Genomic DNA, 18,340 nt, shown 5'->3' with positions numbered 1-18,340 from the left:
GGGGGCAGAGCCCCCGGCCTGCGTCACCGCCTGGGCTCGACGCGGATCCGGGTGCCCCAGGGATCGCGGAACTCGGTCGCCCCCAGCGCCTGCAGCCGGTCGGGATCGGCGGCCAGCACCACCTCCGCCAGCCCGGCCGCATCCGGGCTGCGCAAGCCCGCGCCGCGGCTGTTCCAGACATTGCCCGCCACATGGTGATGATACCCGCCGGTGGCGAAGAAGCTGGCGCCGAAGCGATGCGCCATGCGCGCCATGCCCAGACGGTTCATCCAGAAATCCTCGGCCGCGGCCAGATCGCCGACCTGCAGGTGCACATGCCCGACCACGCTGCCCCCGGGCGCGCCGCGCCAGGGCCCGTCCGCCGCCGCCAGCAGGGCGCGCAGGTCCAGCGCGCCGGTGTCCATCCGCACCTCGGCGCCGTCATGCTGCCAGGCCGAGCGCGGCCGGTCGGCATAGATCTCGATGCCGTTGCCCTCGGGGTCGCGCAGATAGACCGCCTCGCTGACCAGATGGTCCGAGGCGCCGTCAAGGCCGATCCCCCGGTCGGCGGCATGGCGCAGCCAACGCCCCAGCGCCCGACGGTCGGGCAGCAGGAAGGCGGTGTGGAACAGCCCCGCCTCTTGCGGGCGCGGCCGGGCGGCCTTGTCGCGATGCAGCTCCAGCAGCGGCAGGCTGCCGGCGCCCAGCACCAGCTCCTCGCCGCCGCCCGAAAGCCGTTCCAGCCCGATGGCGGACTGGTAGAAATCCGCGACCCTGTCGAGGTCGTTGACGATCAGCGCCACCCGGCCGATCTGGATCGGGGCATCGCTCGTGGCCATGTCGGTCTCCTTCATTCCCGTTATGCCCCAGATAGGCGCGGGCGGAATGGCAGGAAATGGCGCCAATCGGGAAAAACTGACGCCAATAAGGCGACAATCGGCGCGGATTGCCTTCCCTGACGCAGCGGCGCATGATGCGGGGCCCTTTCGCCTGCCGGAACCCGATGAAGCCCCGCGCCCCCAAGACCCGATCCGCCAAGACCCTGTCCCGCCATGCCGCGCCCAAGCCCCCGCCCGGACCGCAACCCGAGCCGGCGCCGCTGGCCGCCGATCCGGCGCGGATGGAGATCTTCCTGGTCGCCACCCCCGGGCTGGAGGAACCGCTGGCTGAGGAAGCCCGCGCGCTTGGCTGGGACGCGCAGGTCCAGCCCGGCGGCGTCAGCTTCATCGGCGGCTGGCCAGATGTCTGGCGGGCGAACCTGGACATCCGCGGCGCGACCCGCGTCCTCGCGCGCATCGGCGCCTTTCGCGCCATGCATCCGGCGCAGCTCGACAAGCGCGCCCGCCGTTTTCCCTGGGCGGACTGGCTGCGCCCGGACGTGCCCATCCGCATCGAGGCCAGCAGCCGCAAGTCCCGCATCTATCACGCCGGCGCCATCACCCAGCGCGTCGAGGCCGCCCTCCGCGACAGCCTCGGCGTTCCCGTTGCCGAGGATGCGCCGGTCACGCTGAAGATCCGCATCGAGGACGACCTTTGCACCCTCAGCCTGGACACATCGGGCGAATCGCTGCACCGGCGCGGCCACAAGCAGGCGGTGGGCAAGGCGCCGATGCGCGAGACCATGGCGGCGATGTTCCTGCGCCAATGCGGCTTCGACGGGCACGAGCCGGTGCTGGACCCGATGTGCGGCTCGGGCACCTTCGTCATCGAGGCGGCCGAGATCGCGGCGGGCCTGCGTCCCGGCCGGATGCGGCATTTCGCCTTCGAGCGGCTGCCCGGCTTCGACCCGCAGGCATGGCAGGCGATGCGCGCCGCCGCTGTCCCCTCTGCCCCCGCGCAGCCCCGCTGTCACGGCAGCGACCGCGACCCGGGCGCCATCCGCATGAGCCGCGAGAATGCCGAACGCGCCGGCGTCGCGGCCCTGACCCGGTTCGAAACCTGCGCCTTTGCCGACCTGCAACGGCCCGAAGGCCCGCCCGGCCTGGTCATCATCAACCCGCCCTATGGCGCCCGCATCGGCAACAAGGGGCCGCTCTTCGGCCTGCACGCGGCGTTGGGCGAGGTGCTGCGCGAGCGGTTCCGGGGCTGGCGCGTCGGGCTGGTGACCAGCGAGGCGCCGCTGGCCCGCGCCACCGGCCTGCCCTTCCGCGAGCCGGGGCCCTATGTCGCGCATGGCGGGCTGAAGGTCCGGCTGTGGCAGACGGGCCCGCTGTGAGGGGCCGCGCCGCAAGCCGGGGCATCGCCGCCCTGATCCTGGCGCTGGCCGCCGGCCCGACGCTGGCCGATTGCGCGCCGCCGGGCGAGTTGCTCTTTGCCTGCGAATTCCCCGAGCGCAAGGCGCGGGTCGAGATCTGCGGGCTGCCCGGCGGCGCGCTGGACTACGCCTATATCTCGCCCAAGGGCCGCGAGCTGAGCTTCCGGGCCGACAGCGGCATCGGCGGCGTCAAGGACCATGTGCAGGGCATCCATGGCCCGGCCTATGCCACCGCGCTGTCGAACGGCGGCACGGTCTATGCGGTCTTCGTGGACGGCGCGTTGATGAACCTGGACGGCGAGGGGCAAGAGCTGAGCTCGCCCAACCCGGCGGTATTGCAGGTCTATGGCTCGGAACAGGATTTCAACGATTACAAGCAGGACAAGCCGATCCAGCGCCGGGTCTGCTATCCTCCCTCGATCAGGATCGATCATGAAAATTTCGGGCCGGGCTAAGCGATGACGGGAAAAAGGCAGTTTCTTGCCGGATTGGGCCTGGCCTGCCTGGCCGGGCAGGCGGTGGCGAATTGCGGGCCGGGCATGATGCCGGTGCTGACCTGCGACATCCTGACCGCCGACCAGCGGGTCGAGTTCTGCGCCGAACGGCCGGACGCCGAGGGGCAGTCGAACCGCTACAGCTACAATTTCGCCGAGGCCCTCGGCGCACCCGAACTCTATTTCGAGGACACGGGCTATTATTTCTCGACCAAATATTACCAGCCCAGCCAGGATGCCGAAAATACCCAGGGCTTCGGCCTGGCGCATGGCCAGCACGTCTATGCCTTCTTCGTGACCGGGGTGGACGGCGGCCATGTCCGCATGGCGCAGCTGCATGTCTACGACAGCGTCGACGCCTTCCAGAGCGACCGGGGCGAGACCGAGAGCCTGCGGCTTTATTGCGAACCGCGCTCGATCCGGGTGAACTGGGACTTCATTCGCCCCTAGCGGCCTAGTCCTTGCCGATCCTTGCCATGCGGCGGCGGGCCGGCCAGCGCGGCAGGTCCGGCACCTCCAGCAACTCGCCCGGCCGCACCACCGAGGCGAGCCAGGTCAGTTCCCGCCGGGCCATGGCGATGCAGCCGGCGGTGGGAAAGCCCGGCCGGCGCCATTGATGCAGGAAGATCGCCGAGCCGGCGCCGGGCCGCGCCTGCGGAAAGTTCCAGTCGGTGACCAGCACGATGTCGTAAAGCGGATCGGCCCGCCGCATCGCCTCGTGGCTGGGGGCGAAGGGCGCGCGCACCGGCTGGTTATAGGCCGGATCGCCCGAGGCATCGCACCACAGGTCGCCGGGCAGGATCGGCCGCGCCCAGCCCGAGGGCCGCGCCACCCGGTCGGGACGATAGAGCAGCCCGACGATGCGGTGCCGGCCGACGGGGGTCGCGCCGTCGCCTTCGCGCTTGGCGCGCGTCAGCCCGCCGCGGCCGACCGAACAGGGCAGTAGCCGGCCGCGCGCCCACAGCCCCAGCGGCGTCAGCCGGATCACAGCAGGTGCCCCGATTTCGCGGCCTTCACGTCCAGATAGCCGGTATTGTGGCGGTTGCGGGGGGTGATCAGCGGCACGCGCTCGGCCACGCGGATGCCGTGGCCCTCCAGCATCGCCACCTTCCTGGGATTGTTGGTCATCAGCCGCACCGAACCGAAGCCCATCTTCTTCAGGATGCCGGCGCCGATGCGGAAATCGCGCTCGTCGTCCTCGAAGCCTAGGCGGTGGTTGGCCTCGACCGTGTCGAAGCCCTGGTTCTGCAGCGCATAGGCGCGCATCTTGTTGGCCAGGCCGATACCGCGCCCCTCCTGGTTCAGGTAAAGCAGCACGCCCTCGCCCGCCTGGCCCATGGCGGCCAGCGCGGCATGCAGCTGCGGGCCGCAATCGCATTTCAGGCTGCCCAGCACGTCGCCGGTGAAGCAGGCCGAATGCAGCCGCGCCAGCACCGGCGCCGCGCGCGAGGGGGCGCCGATCTCGACCGCGTAATGCTCGGCCTCGCCGGTGTCGGGGCGGAAGATGTGCAGCTTGGCGTTCTCGGCGGCCAGCAGCGGCAGGCGCGCGGCGGCGACGGGGGCCATCGCGGCCTCGGTCGCCATCTGCGCCAGCGCCGGGCCGGGGGAAAGCCGCGTCAGCCCCTCGGGCGGATCGGCCAGGGGCACCACCAGCACCGCGGGCAGCAGCTGCGCCGATTTCGCCAGGGCGATGCCGGCGCGATGCGGATCGACATCGCCGCCGCGCGGGCTGCGGAATGGCCCCTTCATCGGCGTCATCAGGTCGCCGGCCGGATCGGCCACGGCGCGCAGCCAGGCCAGATCGGCATCGTCCGGCACCGCGACCCGCGCCAGGTCGCGGTCATAGACCCGGACCTTCAGCGTCTCGGCCCGCGGCTCGGTGATCGCCAGCACGGCGGGGCCGAGGGCGCGCATCGTCTTCAGCCGGTCGGCCCGCAGCGTCTCGACCGCCGCGACCAGCTGGCCGCCGATCACCACGGGCAGGCCGATGCGCAGATCGGCGCGGGCGCGCGACAGGGTCTCGGTCAGGGTCGGGATCAGGGTCATCGGGCCAGCATGGTTGAAACAATCTGAAACATAGGGCGGATTTCCGACAACTCCATGTGAGAATTGCTGCAAACCGCTGGACGCCTGCCGCGCCGCGCCACAGTTTTCCGCCATAACGCCAAAGGAGGCAAGAATGGCCGGACTGAAAAAGATCCTGCTGGTCGACGACGAGGAAGACCTGCGCGAGGCCCTGGCCGAGCAATTGGTCGCCACCGAGGATTTCGAGGTGTTCGAGGCCGGCACGGGCCACGAGGCGGTGGAAAAGAGCAAGGGCGCCATCTTCGACCTGGTGGTGCTGGACGTGGGCCTGCCCGACACAGACGGGCGCGAGCTGTGCAAGCGGCTGCGCAAGCAGGGCGTCAAGTGCCCCATCGTCATGCTGACCGGCCACGATACCGATGCCGATACCATCCTGGGGCTGGATTCGGGCGCGAACGACTACATCACCAAGCCGTTCAAGTTCCCGGTGCTGCTGGCCCGGCTGCGCGCCCAGCTGCGCACGCATGAGCAGTCCGAGGACGCGATCTTCCAGCTTGGCCCCTATACGTTCAAGCCGGCGATGAAGATGCTGATCGACCAGAAGGACCGCAAGATCCGGCTGACGGAAAAGGAAACCAACATCCTGAAATTCCTGTATCGCGCCCAGGACGGGGTGGTGCCGCGCGACGTGCTTCTGCACGAGGTCTGGGGCTACAATGCCGGCGTGACCACGCATACGCTGGAGACCCATATCTATCGCCTGCGCCAGAAGATCGAGCCCGACCCCTCGAACGCGCGGTTGCTGGTCACCGAATCCGGCGGCTATCGCCTGGTCGCTTGATCTATGTTCATCGGCGGAACCCGCGCATGGCTGGCGGGTTCTGCCTGCGAAGCCCGGTGGTCGGAGGATGCGGCCACATGATGACCCGGCCCCGGCCCGTCCGGCGGCCGGGTTTTCCGTCGGCGCGGCCCTGCGGGGGCGCTTCGCCCCCCGCACCCCCCGAGGATATTTGAGCAAGAAAGAAGCCCGAAGGCTCGGCCCCCCGATGCGGGGGTGTCCTTCTTTCTTGTGCAAGTATCCTCGGGGGTCCGGGGGCAGACAGCCCCCGGCCGCAGCCGTGATGGACAAGCCGGCCATGGCCCCTTAGGGTCCGTCCCCGAAAAGGAGCTGCCATGTTCACCATCGCCACCTGGAACATCAATTCGGTCCGTCTGCGCGAGGCGCTGGTCGCCCGCTTCCTGACCGAGGAAGCGCCGGACATCCTGTGCCTGCAGGAGACCAAGAGCCCGGTCGAGAAGATCCCGCTGGAGGCGTTCCGGGCGCTGGGCTACCGGCATTTCGTGGCGCGCGGGCAGAAGGGCTATAACGGCGTCGCCATCCTGTCGAAGCTGCCGATCGAGGATGCGGGCGACCGCGACTATGCCGGGCTTCGCCATGCCCGCCATGTCGCCGCCCGGCTGGAGAACGGGGTCACTATCCACAACTTCTACGTGCCGGCGGGCGGCGACATTCCCGACCGCGAGCAGAATGTGAAGTTCGGCCAGAAGCTGGATTTCCTGACCGAGATGCGCGACGCCTTCCACGCCGACAGGCCGGCGCGCTCGATCATGGTGGGCGACCTGAACATCGCCCCGCGCGAGGACGACGTCTGGTCGCACAAGCAATTGCTGAAGATCGTCAGCCACACGCCGGTCGAGGTCGAGCATCTGGGCGCCGCGCAGGATGCCGGGAAATGGGTGGACATCACCCGCCAGGACATTCCGCAGGGCCTGCTTTACAGCTGGTGGAGCTATCGCGCCCGCGACTGGGACGCCGCCGACAAGGGCCGGCGCCTGGACCATATCTGGGCCACGCCGGACATCGCCAATGCGGGCCACGGCAGCCGCATCCTGCGGCCGCTGCGCGGCTGGCAGCAGCCCAGCGACCATGTGCCGGTGCTGGCCAGCTTCGATCTCTGACCCCGCCCGAAGGCCGCGCCGCCAGGCGAAACTTGCATCGCGCCGGCCGCTGCGCCATCTAGGGGGCAACCCTTTCGCATGAGGAATTCCGATGCTCGAGCTTGGCTCCGCCCCCAAAGATGCCGCCCCCGCCGATATCATCAAGGACGTGACCGAGGCGACCTTCATGGCCGATGTGGTCGATGCCTCGATGACGGTGCCGGTCATCGTCGATTTCTGGGCGCCCTGGTGCGGCCCCTGCAAGACGCTGGGCCCGCAGCTGGAGGCCGAGGTCGCCCGCCACAAGGGCCGCGTCCGCATGGCCAAGGTCAATGTAGACGAGAACCAGATGATCGCCGGCCAGTTGCGGGTGCAGTCGATCCCGACCGTCTATGCCTTCTTCCAGGGCCAGCCGGTCGACGCCTTCCAGGGCGCGATCCCGCAAAGCCAGATCAAGCAGTTCGTCGAGAAGCTGGCGGCCATGGCCGGCGATGACGGCGGCCTGGCCGAGGCGCTGGAGGCGGCCGAGGCGATGATCGCCGAGGGCGCGCCCGAGGATGCGGCCGAGACCTTTGCCGCGATCCTGGAGGAGGAGCCCGAGAACGCCGCCGCCTGGGGCGGTCTGGTCCGCGCCCATCTGGCCGCCGGCCATGCCGACCGCGCCCAGGAGGCTTTGGCGCAGGTGCCCGCTGCCATCGCCAATGCCGCGCCGGTCGAGGCGGCACGCGCCCAGCTGCAGCTGGCGCGGCAGGCCGCCGAGGCCGGGCCGCTGGACGAGCTGCGCCAGAAGGTCGAGGCCGACCCGGCCGACCAGCAGGCGCGTTTCGACTATGCCACCGCGCTGCATGCCGCGGGCGAGGTCGAGGAGGCCATCGACCAGCTTCTGGAAGCCTTCCGCCGCGACCGCGACTGGAACGAGGGCGCCGCCAAGGCGCAGCTTCTGACCATCTTCGACGCGATGAAGCCCACCGATCCGCTGGCGCAGAAGGGGCGCCGCCGGCTGTCCTCGCTGATCTTCGCCTGACATGTCGCGCGGCATCGACCTGCCCGAGACCGTCCCGCTGTTCCCGCTGCCGGGCGCGGTGCTGATGCCCCGCACCCGCCTGCCGCTGCAGATCTTCGAGCCGCGCTATCTGCAGATGGTCGAGGACGTGCTGAAGACGCCCTCGCGGCTGATCGGCATGATCCAGCCGGCCGAGGGCGGGCTGGACGCGCTGGCCCAGGTCGGCTGCGCGGGCCGGATCGTCGCCTTTTCCGAACTGGACGACGGGCGGCTGATGATCTCGCTCAAGGCGCGCTCGCGCTTCCGGCTGAACGAGGTGCGGCCCGGCTTCACCCCCTATCTGCGCGGCCAGGTGGACTGGTCTGGCTATGAAACGGACCTGGCCGTCCAGCCCGAGGAAGACCCGCGGTTCGAGCGCAAGGGCTTCATGGCGCGGCTGGGCCGCTATATGGAGCAGCGCGGCCTGTCCACCGACTGGGACGCCGCCGAGGCTTCCGAGGAGGAGACGCTGGTCAATTCCCTGTCCATGCTGCTGCCCTTCGCCCCCGAAGAAAAGCAGGCGCTGCTGGAGGCACCGACGCTGTTCAAGCGCCGCATCCTGCTGGAGGGGCTTCTGGAATACGCTCTGCACGGCGGCGACAACGAGGAGACGATCCAGTGACCGATGCGACCGAACGCGGCTATGACCGCCACATGCTCGAGGCGCTGGTCTGCCCGGTGACCCATGCGACGCTGCGCTACGACGCCCGGGCGCAGGAGCTCGTCTCGGAGGCCGCGGGGCTGGCCTTTCCGATCCGCGACGGCATTCCGATCATGCTGCTGAACGAGGCGCGGCAGATCCGCGCCTGAGGAAAGGGCGGGCGCACGGACGACTTGGGGGAGGTCGTGCGCCCGCGCCGCGGTCAGAGCCGGCAGATCTCGGACCGCACCAGGAAGCGCCGCTCGCGCCCGTTGTCCAGGCTGAACATGCCACCGCGGCCGGGCACCACGTCGATGACCAGGCGGGTATGCTTCCAGGCTTCGTATTGGCTGGCCGAGATATAGAAGGGCATGCCGCCGATCTCGCCCAGCTTCACGTCATGCGCGCCGATGCGGAATTCGCCCTGCGGGTAGCACATGGGCGAGGACCCGTCGCAGCAGCCCCCGGACTGGTGGAACAGCACCGGCCCGTGATCGGCGACGATCTCGGCCAGCAGCGCCAGCGCCGCCGGGGTGGCCTCGACCTGGTCCGGCCCATCGGGATTGGCGACGGGTTCCATGCTCAGCCCGCCATGTCCAGCACCATGCGGCCCTCGATCTGGCCCTGATGCATCTTGCCGAAGATGTCGTTGATGTCCTCGAGCTTCGCCTTGTGCACGGTCGCCCTGACCTTGCCCTCGCCGGCGAAATCCAGCGATTCCTGCAGGTCCAGCCGCGTGCCGACGATCGAGCCGCGCACGGTGATGCCGTTCAGCACCATGCCGAAGATGTCCAGCGGGAAGTCGCCCGGGGGCAGGCCGTTCAGCGCCACCGTGCCGCCGCGCGCGACCATGCCGATGGCCTGCTCGAAGGCCTTGCGGCCGACCGCTGTGACCAGCACGCCCTGCGCGCCGCCATCGGTCTGGCGCTTGATCGCCGCCGCCGGGTCCGGCTCGGTCGCGGCGTTTACCGTTACGTTGGCGCCCAGCTTGCGGGCCAGCGCCAGCTTGTCGTCGTCGATATCGACGGCGGCGACGTTCAGCCCCATGGCCTTGGCATATTGCACCGCCATGTGCCCCAGCCCGCCGATGCCCGAGATCACCACCCAGTCGCCGGGCTTGGTGTCGGTGACCTTCAGCCCCTTGTAGACCGTGACGCCCGCGCAGAGCACCGGGGCGATGTCCAGGAAATCGACGTTCTTCGGCAGGTGGCCGACATAGTTCGGATCGGCCACCACATATTCGGCAAAGCCGCCGTTCACGGAATAGCCGGTGTTGAGCTGGCTTTCGCACAGCGTTTCCCAGCCGCCCAGGCAATGCCGGCAATGGCCGCAGGCGGTATAGAGCCAGGGCACGCCGACCCGGTCGCCTTCCTTGACATGCTTCACCCCGGCGCCCACGGCCGAGACGAAGCCCACGCCCTCGTGCCCCGGAATGAAGGGCGGGTTGGGCTTGACCGGCCAGTCGCCCTCGGCGGCGTGCAGGTCGGTATGGCAGACGCCGGACGCCTGGATCCTGACCTGGATCATGCCGGGGCCGGGTTCGGGGACCGGCACCTCGTCGATGGTCAGCGGCTTGCCGAATGCGCGCACGACGGCGGCCTTCATGGTCTTGGCCATGAGAGGGGACTCCTTGCAGTTGTCATCGGGGGAGGGGAGGAACGGGCCGGGCGCGGGGTGACGCGCGCCCGGCCATTCCCTTAGAAGAAGCCCAGCTTCTTCGGGGAATAGCTGACCAGCATGTTCTTGGTCTGCTGATAGTGGTCCAGCATCATCTTGTGCGTCTCGCGGCCGATGCCGGACTGCTTGTAGCCGCCGAAGGCCGCGTGGGCCGGATAGGCGTGATAGCAATTGGTCCAGACCCGGCCGGCCTTGATGCCGCGGCCCATGCGGTAGCAGGTATTGGCATCGCGCGACCACACACCGGCGCCAAGCCCGTAAAGCGTGTCATTGGCGATCTCCAGCGCCTCGGCCTGGTCCTTGAAGGTGGTGACCGAGACCACCGGGCCGAAGATTTCCTCCTGGAAGATCCGCATCTTGTTGTTGCCGCGGAAGATCGTCGGCTCGATGTAATAGCCGCCCGACAGCTCGCCGCCCAGATCGGCCGCCTTGCCGCCGGTCAGCACCTCGGCGCCCTCCTTCTTGCCGATGTCGAGATAGCTGAGGATCTTTTCCTTCTGCTCGCTCGACGCCTGCGCGCCGATCATGGTGTCGCTTTCGCGCGGGTCGCCCTGCTTGATCGCCTGCACGCGCTGGACCGCGCGCTCCATGAACTTGTCATAGATCGATTCCTGGATCAGCACGCGCGACGGGCAGGTGCAGACCTCGCCCTGGTTCAGCGCGAACATCGTGAAGCCTTCCAGCGCCTTGTCGAAGAAATCGTCGTCCTCGCGCGCCACGTCGGCAAAGAAGATGTTCGGGGACTTGCCGCCCAGTTCCAGCGTCACCGGGATCAGGTTCTCGGATGCGTATTGCATGATCAGCCGCCCGGTCGTCGTCTCGCCGGTAAAGGCGATCTTGGCGATCCGGTTGCTGGACGCCAGCGGCTTGCCGGCCTCTAGCCCGAAGCCGTTGACGATGTTCAGCACGCCCGGCGGCAGCAGGTCGCCGATCAGATTGGCCCAGACCATGATGCCGGCGGGGGTCTGCTCGGCCGGTTTCAGCACCACGCAATTGCCGGCGGCAATCGCCGGGGCCAGCTTCCAGCAGGCCATCAGCAGCGGGAAGTTCCACGGGATGATCTGCCCCACCACGCCCAGCGGCTCGTGGAAGTGATAGGCGACGGTGTCGTCGTCGATCTGGCTGATCGAGCCTTCCTGCGCCCGCAGCACGCCGGCGAAATAGCGGAAATGGTCGATGGCCAGCGGCAGGTCGGCGGCCATGGTCTCGCGGATCGGCTTGCCGTTGTCCCAGGTCTCGGCGGTGGCGAGCAGCTCCAGGTTCTGCTCCATCCGGTCGGCGATCTTCAGCATGATGTTGGCGCGCTCGGCCGGGCTGGTCGCGCCCCATTTGTCCTTGGCGGCATGGGCGGCATCCAGCGCCAGCTCGATATCGCCGGCCTCGGAGCGCGCGATCTCGCCGATCTCGGCGCCGGTGATCGGGGTCGTGTTGGTGAAATACCGGCCCGAGACGGGCGCCACCCATTTGCCGCCGATGAAATTGTCGTAGCGCGCCTCGAAGGGCAGCGCGTTCACGCCCCGGAAGGGATGCGTCTGGTCGTTCGGCATGATCTTCCTCCTGTCAGCCCGGCTCCTCCAGCCGGTTGCACAAGAGCCTGTGCCCGGACGCCTTCCGGGTCAACGCGGGGCTTCGCGCCGCAGGGCGGATGTGTTTCAGGGGCGAGACAGTTTGCCGGGATTTTCGTCGATGCCCAGCCGCGCCATGCGGCGATAGAGCGTCGCCCGCCCCACGCCCAGGGCCCGGGCGGCGGCCGAGACATTGCCCTCGGCCCTGGCCAGCGCGCGAATCACGGCGGCGCGTTCGGCGCGCTCGAACCCGGTCGCCTCGTCCTGCCGGCCCAGCAGGTCCGAGGCCGGGCGCGGGCGCAATTGCCCCTCTTTCTCAAGGCCGAAGGCGCGGCGGGCGGCGCGGTTGGCGCCGATGGCCAGATCGTCCTTGTCCACAGCGATCAGCAGCGTGCCGTCCTCGACCCCCTCGGCAGGCGGCGCGACAATGCGCGCGCCGGGGAAGGAGACGCGGAAGAAGGCTGCCTCGATGGCGCGGGCGCTATGCGCGACCTGCGCCGCGATCAGCGCGTTCAGCCGTTCGGTATGGTCGGCGCGGGCCGAGCTGACGTCCAGCGCCGCGATCAGCCGGCCGTCCGGTCCCCAGATCGGCGCGTCCATGCAGGACAGCCCGGTATTGCTGGCATAGAAATGCTCGTCGCGGTGGATCGTGACCTGCCGTCCCTCGGCCAGGCAGGTGCCGATGCCGTTGGTGCCCTGCACTTCCTCGGACCAATCCATGCCGCGCCACAGCCCCCAGCCGCGAAAGGTGGCGGCGTCGCCCTGGCTGACGCGGTGCTCCAGCACGATGCCCTGCGCGTCGGTCAGCAGCAGGTTGCAGCCGGTCGGGCAGACCAGCTGGAACAGCTGGTCCAGCTGCGGCCGGGCGACGGCGATGAAGCGGTCCATGCGCTCGACGCGCTCGGACAGCTCGCGCTCGGTCAGGCGGCGCGGCTCGGGCGGCCGGGTCGGGTCCAGCCCATGCTTGAGAATCGAGCGCCGCCAGCTTGCCGCCAGCCGGCTGACGGCGCCGGGCGATTGCGAGGCCTGGACCACGCGATCCTCGTGGCGGATTGTGCTGGGCGTTGCCGGGCGGGTCTCGGGCAAGGCGTCCTCCCCTTCCTTACGCGATGGCGGGATTATGGCCCGGCGGGATGCGATCGGGCAAGCAATGCTTTCGTGACCCGCCTGCGGCGAAACACCCCGGCCGTCTCGCGGCCGGGGTGCCTGCGGTTTTCAGGGCGTGACGGTGACGGTGCCGCTGTCCGACCAGGCGCGGAATTCGGGACGATACATGTCCTCGACGCTGGCGGCCGGGTGGCGGAATTCGCCCGGCGTCACGGCGCGGACGATATAGGCCAGCCGGAACCGCTCGGCCGAGGTCCAGGTCAGCGCCGCTGCGAAACGGTCGGCGCGGAACTCGGTCATCTCGGCCGAGGTCTCGCCTTCCAGCCAGTCCAGCGCCGAGACGTCGCCGGCGCGCAAGAGGTTCGGGTTGTCGATCTCCCACCCCGCCGGCAGCGGATCGGCGATGACCAGCCGCCCGCCGCCCTCGGCCTGCGGCGAGATCTCCAGCTCGACCACCATGCGCGTGCCTTGCGGCAGGCTGGCGGGGTCCAGCGCCTCGCCCTGCATGCTGTAATAGCGGCGCGCGATGGCATAGCCCTTGCCGCCGGCCGCGACCGGGCCCGCGGGCTTGCCGGTCGCGGTCAGCGTCACTTCCAGCGCGCTTTCGCCGGTATTGGCGATGCTCGCATCCGCCGGCAGGCTTGCGACCGGCTGGGTCAGCGCCACGCCGTTCAGCGTCGCGGGCGGGGTCGCGCCGAACAGCGACTGCGCCGCCAGCACGGTCCAGACCGATTCCTGGGTGGACAGGCTGCGCCCGTCCTCCTCGGCCCGGGCGATGCGCTCGGCGATCTGGCTGGTCAGGTCGGTGGCGTCGACCGCCTGCGTCCTTGCCTCGGCCGCCAGTGCCAGAAGCGCCGTGGCGTCGCGCAGCCGGGTGCCGTAATCGGCGCGGAAGGCATAGGGCTCGGGCGCGCCCAGGTTCAGCAGGTTCCGCGCTTGCGTGAACAGGCGATCCGCCCGCTGCTGGTCGCCGTAAGAGGCCAGCGCCGCCCCCAGGTTGGCAGCCGCCATCGGGGTCGAGAACGACCCGGCGGCGGTATCGGCGTAATAGCGCAGATCGCCCACCGTCGCCGCCCGTTCCCGCGCCAGCACCGCCAGCGCATAGGCCAGCGCCGCGTTCTCCTCGGCCGAGGCGGCGGCGGGTTCGGTGGCGTAATTGGCGCGGTTGCGCAGGTTGTCGATGGCCATGCGGAAGCCGGTCTCGGGCACCTGATGGCCCGCCGCCCGCGCCCGCGACAGGAAGTCGGTGACATAGGCCTCAAGCCACAGATCGCCCGAATCGGCATACCACAGGCCGAAGCCGCCATTGCTGCCCTGCCGGGTCAGGATCTGGGTGATCGCCTTCTGCACCTGCTCGGCCGTATCCTCGCCCCGGACCCCCTCGGCGGCGGCCAGGCCGGGCAGGTAGAGCAGCGGCATGGCGCCCGAGGTCAGCTGTTCGGTGCAGCCATAGGGATAGCGCGCCAGCCGCATCAGCGCGCCCGCTACGTCCAGCCGGGCATAGGGGCCGATGGCGGCGGTGATCTCGGCGCCCGGCAGCAGGCCCTGGGTCAGCCCGGCGGGGATGGTGACGCTTTGCCCCGGCTCGACCACCAGCCGGTCGCGGCGCTGGATGTCGGATTCGTTCAGCGCGATGGGGATGGCGATGTCCTTGGTCAGATCCTCGCCCTCGGGCGTGGTCAGCACCAGCCGCAGGTTGGCGGTGCCAAGCGCCTCGGTCGCGGTCACGGGGATCTGCAGCTGCGCCTCGGCCTGTTCGGCAAGCTGCACCTGCGGCTCCACCGAATAGGTCAGCCCGCCCTCGCCGCCGACCTGCGACAGCGCCAGCCGCATCTCTCCGGCGGGGCCCGAGGTATGGGTCAGCCGCAGGCCCAGCCGGGCGCTGTCGTTCGGCGCCAGGAAGGCCGGCGCGGTCACGGTCATCACCACCGGATCGCGCACCAGCACCGAGGCATCGGCCTGGCCCAGGCCCTTGGCGGACCAGACCACGGCCATCATCCGCACCTCGCCGTTGAAATCGCCCACCGGCACCTCGACGGTGGCGGTGCCGTCCGCGCCCACGGTCAGCGGACCCGAGAACCAGCTCATCAGCTTTTCGGTCGGCGGCGGCGCCTCGGCATTGCCGGCAAGGCTGGCGTCGCCCCCCTCGCGCAGCGCGCCGTCCGGGGCACCGGTCGGCAGGATCAGCCGCCCGTAAAGATCGCGCAGCGCCACGCCCAGCCGGCGCTGGCCGAAATAATGCTGCGAGGGGTTCGGCGGCTGGAAGCGGGTCAGGTTCAGGATGCCCTGATCGACGGCGGCGACGGTGGCGTGCACCGTCTCGCCCGCCGCGCCCTCGACCTTCAGCGTGACGGGGATCGTGCCGCGCGGGCGGGTCTCGGCCGGGGCCTCGATGCTGGCGGCAAGCCTGCGGTCGCCGGGATCGACGGCGGCATGGGCCAGACCCAGCGCCCGCACCGGCTGGCGGTCGCCGGGCCGCGCCTCGCCCAGCGGGCGGATGGCGCTGACGGTGACATAGACCCCGGCGCCCCAGTCGTCGGTCACCGGCAGGTCGATCTGGTTCTCGCCCGCCTTCAGGGCAACGGTCTGCATGGACACCAGACGGTTCGACAGCACCGAGACCAGGCCCAGCCCCTCGCTGGCGGCCTCGACCCGGACGCGGGCGACATCGCCGCTGCGATAGGCGGGCTTGTCCAGCACCACCTGCAAGCGGTCGGGCGTCTCGGTCCCCGAATTGGCGACCGCACCCCAGCCGGCATAGAACCGCACCGAGCTTTGCCCGCCCTGACCCGAGGCCGGCTCGGCCACCAGCTCATACTGGCCCCATTCGACGGGGGCGGCGATCTCGGCCGGGGCCTGGCCCGGCTCGACCACGCCCTCGGTGATGCGGGTGCGGGTGGTGATCGCCTCCCAGTTCCATTGCCCGCCCAGCGAATACCATTGGTAGTCGGTGTCGATGCGGTTCAGCACCCAGCGCAGCGGCTCGGCCGCCGGTTTCAGGTCCGGGCCGACTGCGACCAGCGCAAAGCGCGCGTCCGAGCCTTCGGACACGGTGTCGCCCTCGAACAGCGGGCGGATGCCGGCGACCGGCGCCTCGGGCATGACCACGCGCGTTTCGCTGCGCTCGACGGGGCGGCCGGCGCCTTCGCGGATGTCCAGCACCACCTCGGCCGCGACCGGGCGGGGGCCGAGCCGGCCGGCCGGCGGCAGTTCGATCTGCGTCTGGTAATGGCCCTGCGCATCGGTGGTGCCCGGCGGCAGGCTGTCCGTCACGGGCGCGCTGTCGTCATCCTCGCGTCCGAAGACATAGCCGTCGAAGCCGGTCAGGCTGCGGGTCGGGGACAGGCGCAGCTGCCCCTCGACCGGCAGGTTGGCGGCCGGTGCGCCGAACAGCCAATGCGCCGAAAGCGACAGTTCCAGCGTGCCGCCGGCGCGGGCCGGGCCTTCGGGCAGGCGCGGGGTGAAGTCGATGCGCTCGGGCAGGAAATCCTCGACCAGCAGGCGCGCCGTGGCCAGCGCCGGGCCGTCCGCCTCGGTGCGCAGCTCCATCCGCCAGGTGCCGCGCGGGGCGTTGCCGGGGATCTGCCAGTTGACGACGCTGCCGCCGGCGCCGGCATCCTGCGCGGGCAGGCGCGTCGCCTCGACCCCGTCGGGACGCAGGATCACCGCGGTCAGCGGCAGGTTCTCCAGCGCCCGGGCCTCGGCATTGCGGGCCAGCACCGTCGCGTTCACCGTCTCGCCGACGCGATAGGCGCCCCGGTCGGTGGTCAGGAACAGGTCGATGGGCGGGGCGGGCGGCTGGCCCTCGACCCCGCGGTCGGAAAGGTCGAATTCCGGGTCCGAGAGCGACAGGAAGGCCATGTCCCGGGGGCTGCGCTCGGCGCCCTCGCCCTGCCAGTCGGTCACCGTGACCAGCGCCGGCGCGGCGCCGTCCTTGCCCATGGCGAGGCCCGGCGCGAAATGCGCGATGCCCTCGGCATCGGTCGCGGCCTTGGCCAGCACCTCGTTCGAGCGGCTGACCAGCGCCACCTCGGCCCCCGCCTTGGCCGAGGTGTCGGCCAGGCTGCGCACCGCCACGGTCAGCCCGTCGGCGCCCGAGAAAGTGGAGATCCCGAAATCCGAGATCACGAACCATTGCGTCGCCAGCCCGGTGTCCTGGACGTTCTCGTTCTCGATCCCGGCCTCGGCGATATAGATGCCGGGCTCCAGCGGGCCGGCCTCGGCGGGAAGGGCGAGGCTGGTGGTCAGCTCCTGGTTCAGGCTGTCCTGTCCCATCGGCTTGGCGACCTGCGCCGTGCCTTTCCAGATCTCGCGCGCCATGCGGTCGCTGAAATAATCTGCGCGCCAGCTGTCCAGCGGCGTCGCGAACATGTCCTCGGCCATGGCGCGGATCAGGTTGCGGTCGGAAATTCGCAAGAGGCGCAGGTTGATCGTATCGGCATTGACCGTGACCATGGACAGACGCTGGTCGCCCGAGGCGGGCAGCACATAGGCGCGGCCGGGAAAGCGGACCGAGGGCGCGCGGTCGCGGACATAGCCCTTGACCGTCACGTCGCGGGCCAGCACCTCGCCGTCGGCGGCGGGCAGGCCGGCGCGCAGGGTCAGTTCCACCTCCTGGCCATGGGTCAGGCCGGCGACGCAAAGCCGGTCGCCATCGGCCTCGACGGTCAGGTCGCGGCCGGGCAGGCGCAGGAATTGCGCGTAATCGGTGCCCGAGGACAGGTCGCGCGACATCACCGCGCAGAACCGCGGCAGCTTGCCTTCGGATTCGACCTGGGTGTCGGTGACCCGCAGCCCGTTGCGGGCCTGCGATTCCTCCAGCGCCTGGGCGATGGCATTGTCGCCGGGCGCCAGCCGCGCCGCCAGCCGCAAGGCCGCCAGCGCGTCGCGGCCGCGGTCCAGCCGCTCCCACGCCATGGCAAGCCAGGACAGCGCCCGGGCGGCCACCGCGTTCTCGGCCCCGCGCAGATAGCCGTTGATCGCCATCGACGCGATGGCGTTCGACGCATCGCGGTCGCTCTGGTCGCTGGTATAGAGCGTCAGCCGGGCCAGATTGGTCCAGTCCTCGGCCCGGTCGTAGCGCGCGGCCTCGGCGGCGAGGATGCGGGCGGCCAGCACCAGCTCGCCCGTGTTCTCGGCGTCCTGCGCGCTGCCCTGCGGGTAATCCGCGCCCAAGGGCGGGTGCAGGGCGGGGAAGCTGCGGGCCAGCGATTGCGCGGCGGCCAGGTCCTGCGCGGCAAGGAAGGGCGCGGCACCGGCGCGGGATTCGGCGCGCAGCCGCTCCTCGGCCGTCGAGGCGACGACATGGCCCGACAGCGCGCCGGCAAAGGGCGCCGCGGCCCCTGCGCCCTCGCCCTTGGGGAAGCAGGCGCGGGACCGCTGGTTGTAGGTCAGCGCGCGGCAGTCGTCATTGCCAAGGCAGGCCTGCACGCAGGCTTGCAGCGTGGTGTCGAAGACCGGCCCCAGGTCGCCGCCCGGCAGGTCGGTATCGGCCTGCAGCGACAGCCGCCGCTCGGGCAGGGGCGCGTCCTGCGCCAGCGCGCCGGTGCCGGCGATGAGAAGCCCGCCCAGGGCCGCCGCGATGAAACCGTGCCAGACGGGATGTGCCATGACCTTCCT

General features: G+C 70.3%; 16 protein-coding genes. 8 read left to right on the top strand and 8 right to left on the bottom strand.

What is annotated here, in order from left to right; genetic code table 11:
- Positions 1-23 precede the first annotated feature (23 nt).
- Positions 24-818 (bottom strand): VOC family protein, encoded by a 795-nt coding sequence (locus L632_RS0115885; protein ID WP_036698561.1) that lies wholly within the window; start codon positions 816-818, stop codon positions 24-26.
- A gap of 164 nt (positions 819-982) precedes the next feature.
- Between L632_RS0115885 and L632_RS0115880 the strand changes: the two genes are divergently transcribed.
- From L632_RS0115880 to L632_RS0115870, 3 genes are read left to right on the top strand one after another with little or no spacing between them, the layout of a single operon-like run.
- Positions 983-2,194: a class I SAM-dependent RNA methyltransferase gene (locus tag L632_RS0115880; RefSeq protein WP_084637896.1), complete on the top strand. Its 1,212-nt coding sequence runs from the start codon at positions 983-985 to the stop codon at positions 2,192-2,194.
- Positions 2,173-2,688 carry a hypothetical protein gene (locus L632_RS0115875; RefSeq protein WP_028717114.1) on the top strand — a complete coding sequence of 172 codons (516 nt, stop codon included), beginning with the start codon at positions 2,173-2,175 and terminating at the stop codon, positions 2,686-2,688. The genes L632_RS0115880 and L632_RS0115875 overlap by 22 nt, the downstream gene beginning before the upstream one ends.
- Before the next feature lie 3 nt (positions 2,689-2,691).
- Positions 2,692-3,177, top strand: a complete 486-nt coding sequence (locus L632_RS0115870) for a hypothetical protein (protein WP_028717113.1) — start codon at positions 2,692-2,694, stop codon at positions 3,175-3,177.
- A gap of 4 nt (positions 3,178-3,181) precedes the next feature.
- Here L632_RS0115870 and L632_RS22850 read toward each other — a convergent pair whose 3' ends face one another.
- Entirely contained in the window at positions 3,182-3,715 is a 534-nt protein-coding gene (locus L632_RS22850) for a L,D-transpeptidase (protein WP_198021836.1), read from the bottom strand.
- Positions 3,712-4,773 carry a GTP cyclohydrolase II gene (gene ribA, locus L632_RS0115860; RefSeq protein ID WP_028714151.1) on the bottom strand — a complete coding sequence of 354 codons (1,062 nt, stop codon included), beginning with the start codon at positions 4,771-4,773 and terminating at the stop codon, positions 3,712-3,714. Before ribA ends, L632_RS22850 begins: the two co-directional genes overlap by 4 nt.
- A gap of 133 nt (positions 4,774-4,906) precedes the next feature.
- Here ribA and L632_RS0115855 point away from each other — a divergent pair, with 133 nt between their 5' ends.
- The 5 genes from L632_RS0115855 to L632_RS0115835 all read left to right on the top strand — a co-directional run bounded on the left by L632_RS0115855 (position 4,907) and on the right by L632_RS0115835 (position 8,542).
- Complete coding sequence (locus tag L632_RS0115855) at positions 4,907-5,593, top strand: response regulator transcription factor (protein ID WP_028714150.1); 687 nt, start codon at positions 4,907-4,909, stop codon at positions 5,591-5,593.
- A gap of 332 nt (positions 5,594-5,925) precedes the next feature.
- Entirely contained in the window at positions 5,926-6,711 is a 786-nt protein-coding gene (locus tag L632_RS0115850) for an exodeoxyribonuclease III (protein ID WP_028717112.1), read from the top strand.
- A 91-nt stretch (positions 6,712-6,802) separates the two neighbouring features.
- Complete coding sequence (locus tag L632_RS0115845; RefSeq protein WP_028714148.1) at positions 6,803-7,714, top strand: co-chaperone YbbN; 912 nt, start codon at positions 6,803-6,805, stop codon at positions 7,712-7,714.
- Between the two features lies 1 nt (position 7,715).
- Complete coding sequence (locus tag L632_RS0115840; protein ID WP_028714147.1) at positions 7,716-8,354, top strand: LON peptidase substrate-binding domain-containing protein; 639 nt, start codon at positions 7,716-7,718, stop codon at positions 8,352-8,354.
- The gene (locus L632_RS0115835; RefSeq protein ID WP_028714146.1) at positions 8,351-8,542 is read left to right on the top strand and encodes a Trm112 family protein; all 192 of its coding nucleotides are present in this window, start codon (positions 8,351-8,353) and stop codon (positions 8,540-8,542) included. Before L632_RS0115840 ends, L632_RS0115835 begins: the two co-directional genes overlap by 4 nt.
- A 53-nt stretch (positions 8,543-8,595) precedes the next feature.
- Here L632_RS0115835 and L632_RS0115830 read toward each other — a convergent pair whose 3' ends face one another.
- From L632_RS0115830 to L632_RS0115810, 5 genes are all read right to left on the bottom strand, one after another.
- A complete protein-coding gene (locus tag L632_RS0115830; protein WP_028714145.1) occupies positions 8,596-8,952 on the bottom strand; it encodes a DUF779 domain-containing protein in 357 nt (118 codons plus the stop codon).
- Between the two features lie 2 nt (positions 8,953-8,954).
- Entirely contained in the window at positions 8,955-9,989 is a 1,035-nt protein-coding gene (gene adhP / locus L632_RS0115825; RefSeq protein WP_028717111.1) for an alcohol dehydrogenase AdhP, read from the bottom strand.
- A gap of 80 nt (positions 9,990-10,069) precedes the next feature.
- Positions 10,070-11,596 (bottom strand): aldehyde dehydrogenase, encoded by a 1,527-nt coding sequence (gene adh, locus L632_RS0115820; protein ID WP_036698515.1) that lies wholly within the window; start codon positions 11,594-11,596, stop codon positions 10,070-10,072.
- A 105-nt stretch (positions 11,597-11,701) separates the two neighbouring features.
- The gene (locus L632_RS0115815) at positions 11,702-12,700 is read right to left on the bottom strand and encodes a GAF domain-containing protein (protein WP_051416329.1); all 999 of its coding nucleotides are present in this window, start codon (positions 12,698-12,700) and stop codon (positions 11,702-11,704) included.
- A 129-nt stretch (positions 12,701-12,829) separates the two neighbouring features.
- The gene (locus L632_RS0115810) at positions 12,830-18,331 is read right to left on the bottom strand and encodes an alpha-2-macroglobulin family protein (RefSeq protein WP_051476468.1); all 5,502 of its coding nucleotides are present in this window, start codon (positions 18,329-18,331) and stop codon (positions 12,830-12,832) included.
- Between the last annotated feature and the right edge of the window lie 9 nt (positions 18,332-18,340).

The organism is Paracoccus sp. J39 (genome assembly GCF_000518925.1).
GTDB lineage: Bacteria > Pseudomonadota > Alphaproteobacteria > Rhodobacterales > Rhodobacteraceae > Paracoccus.
The sequence above is the reverse complement of the archived record's forward strand: the minus strand, read 5'-3'. Positions and strand labels throughout refer to the sequence as shown.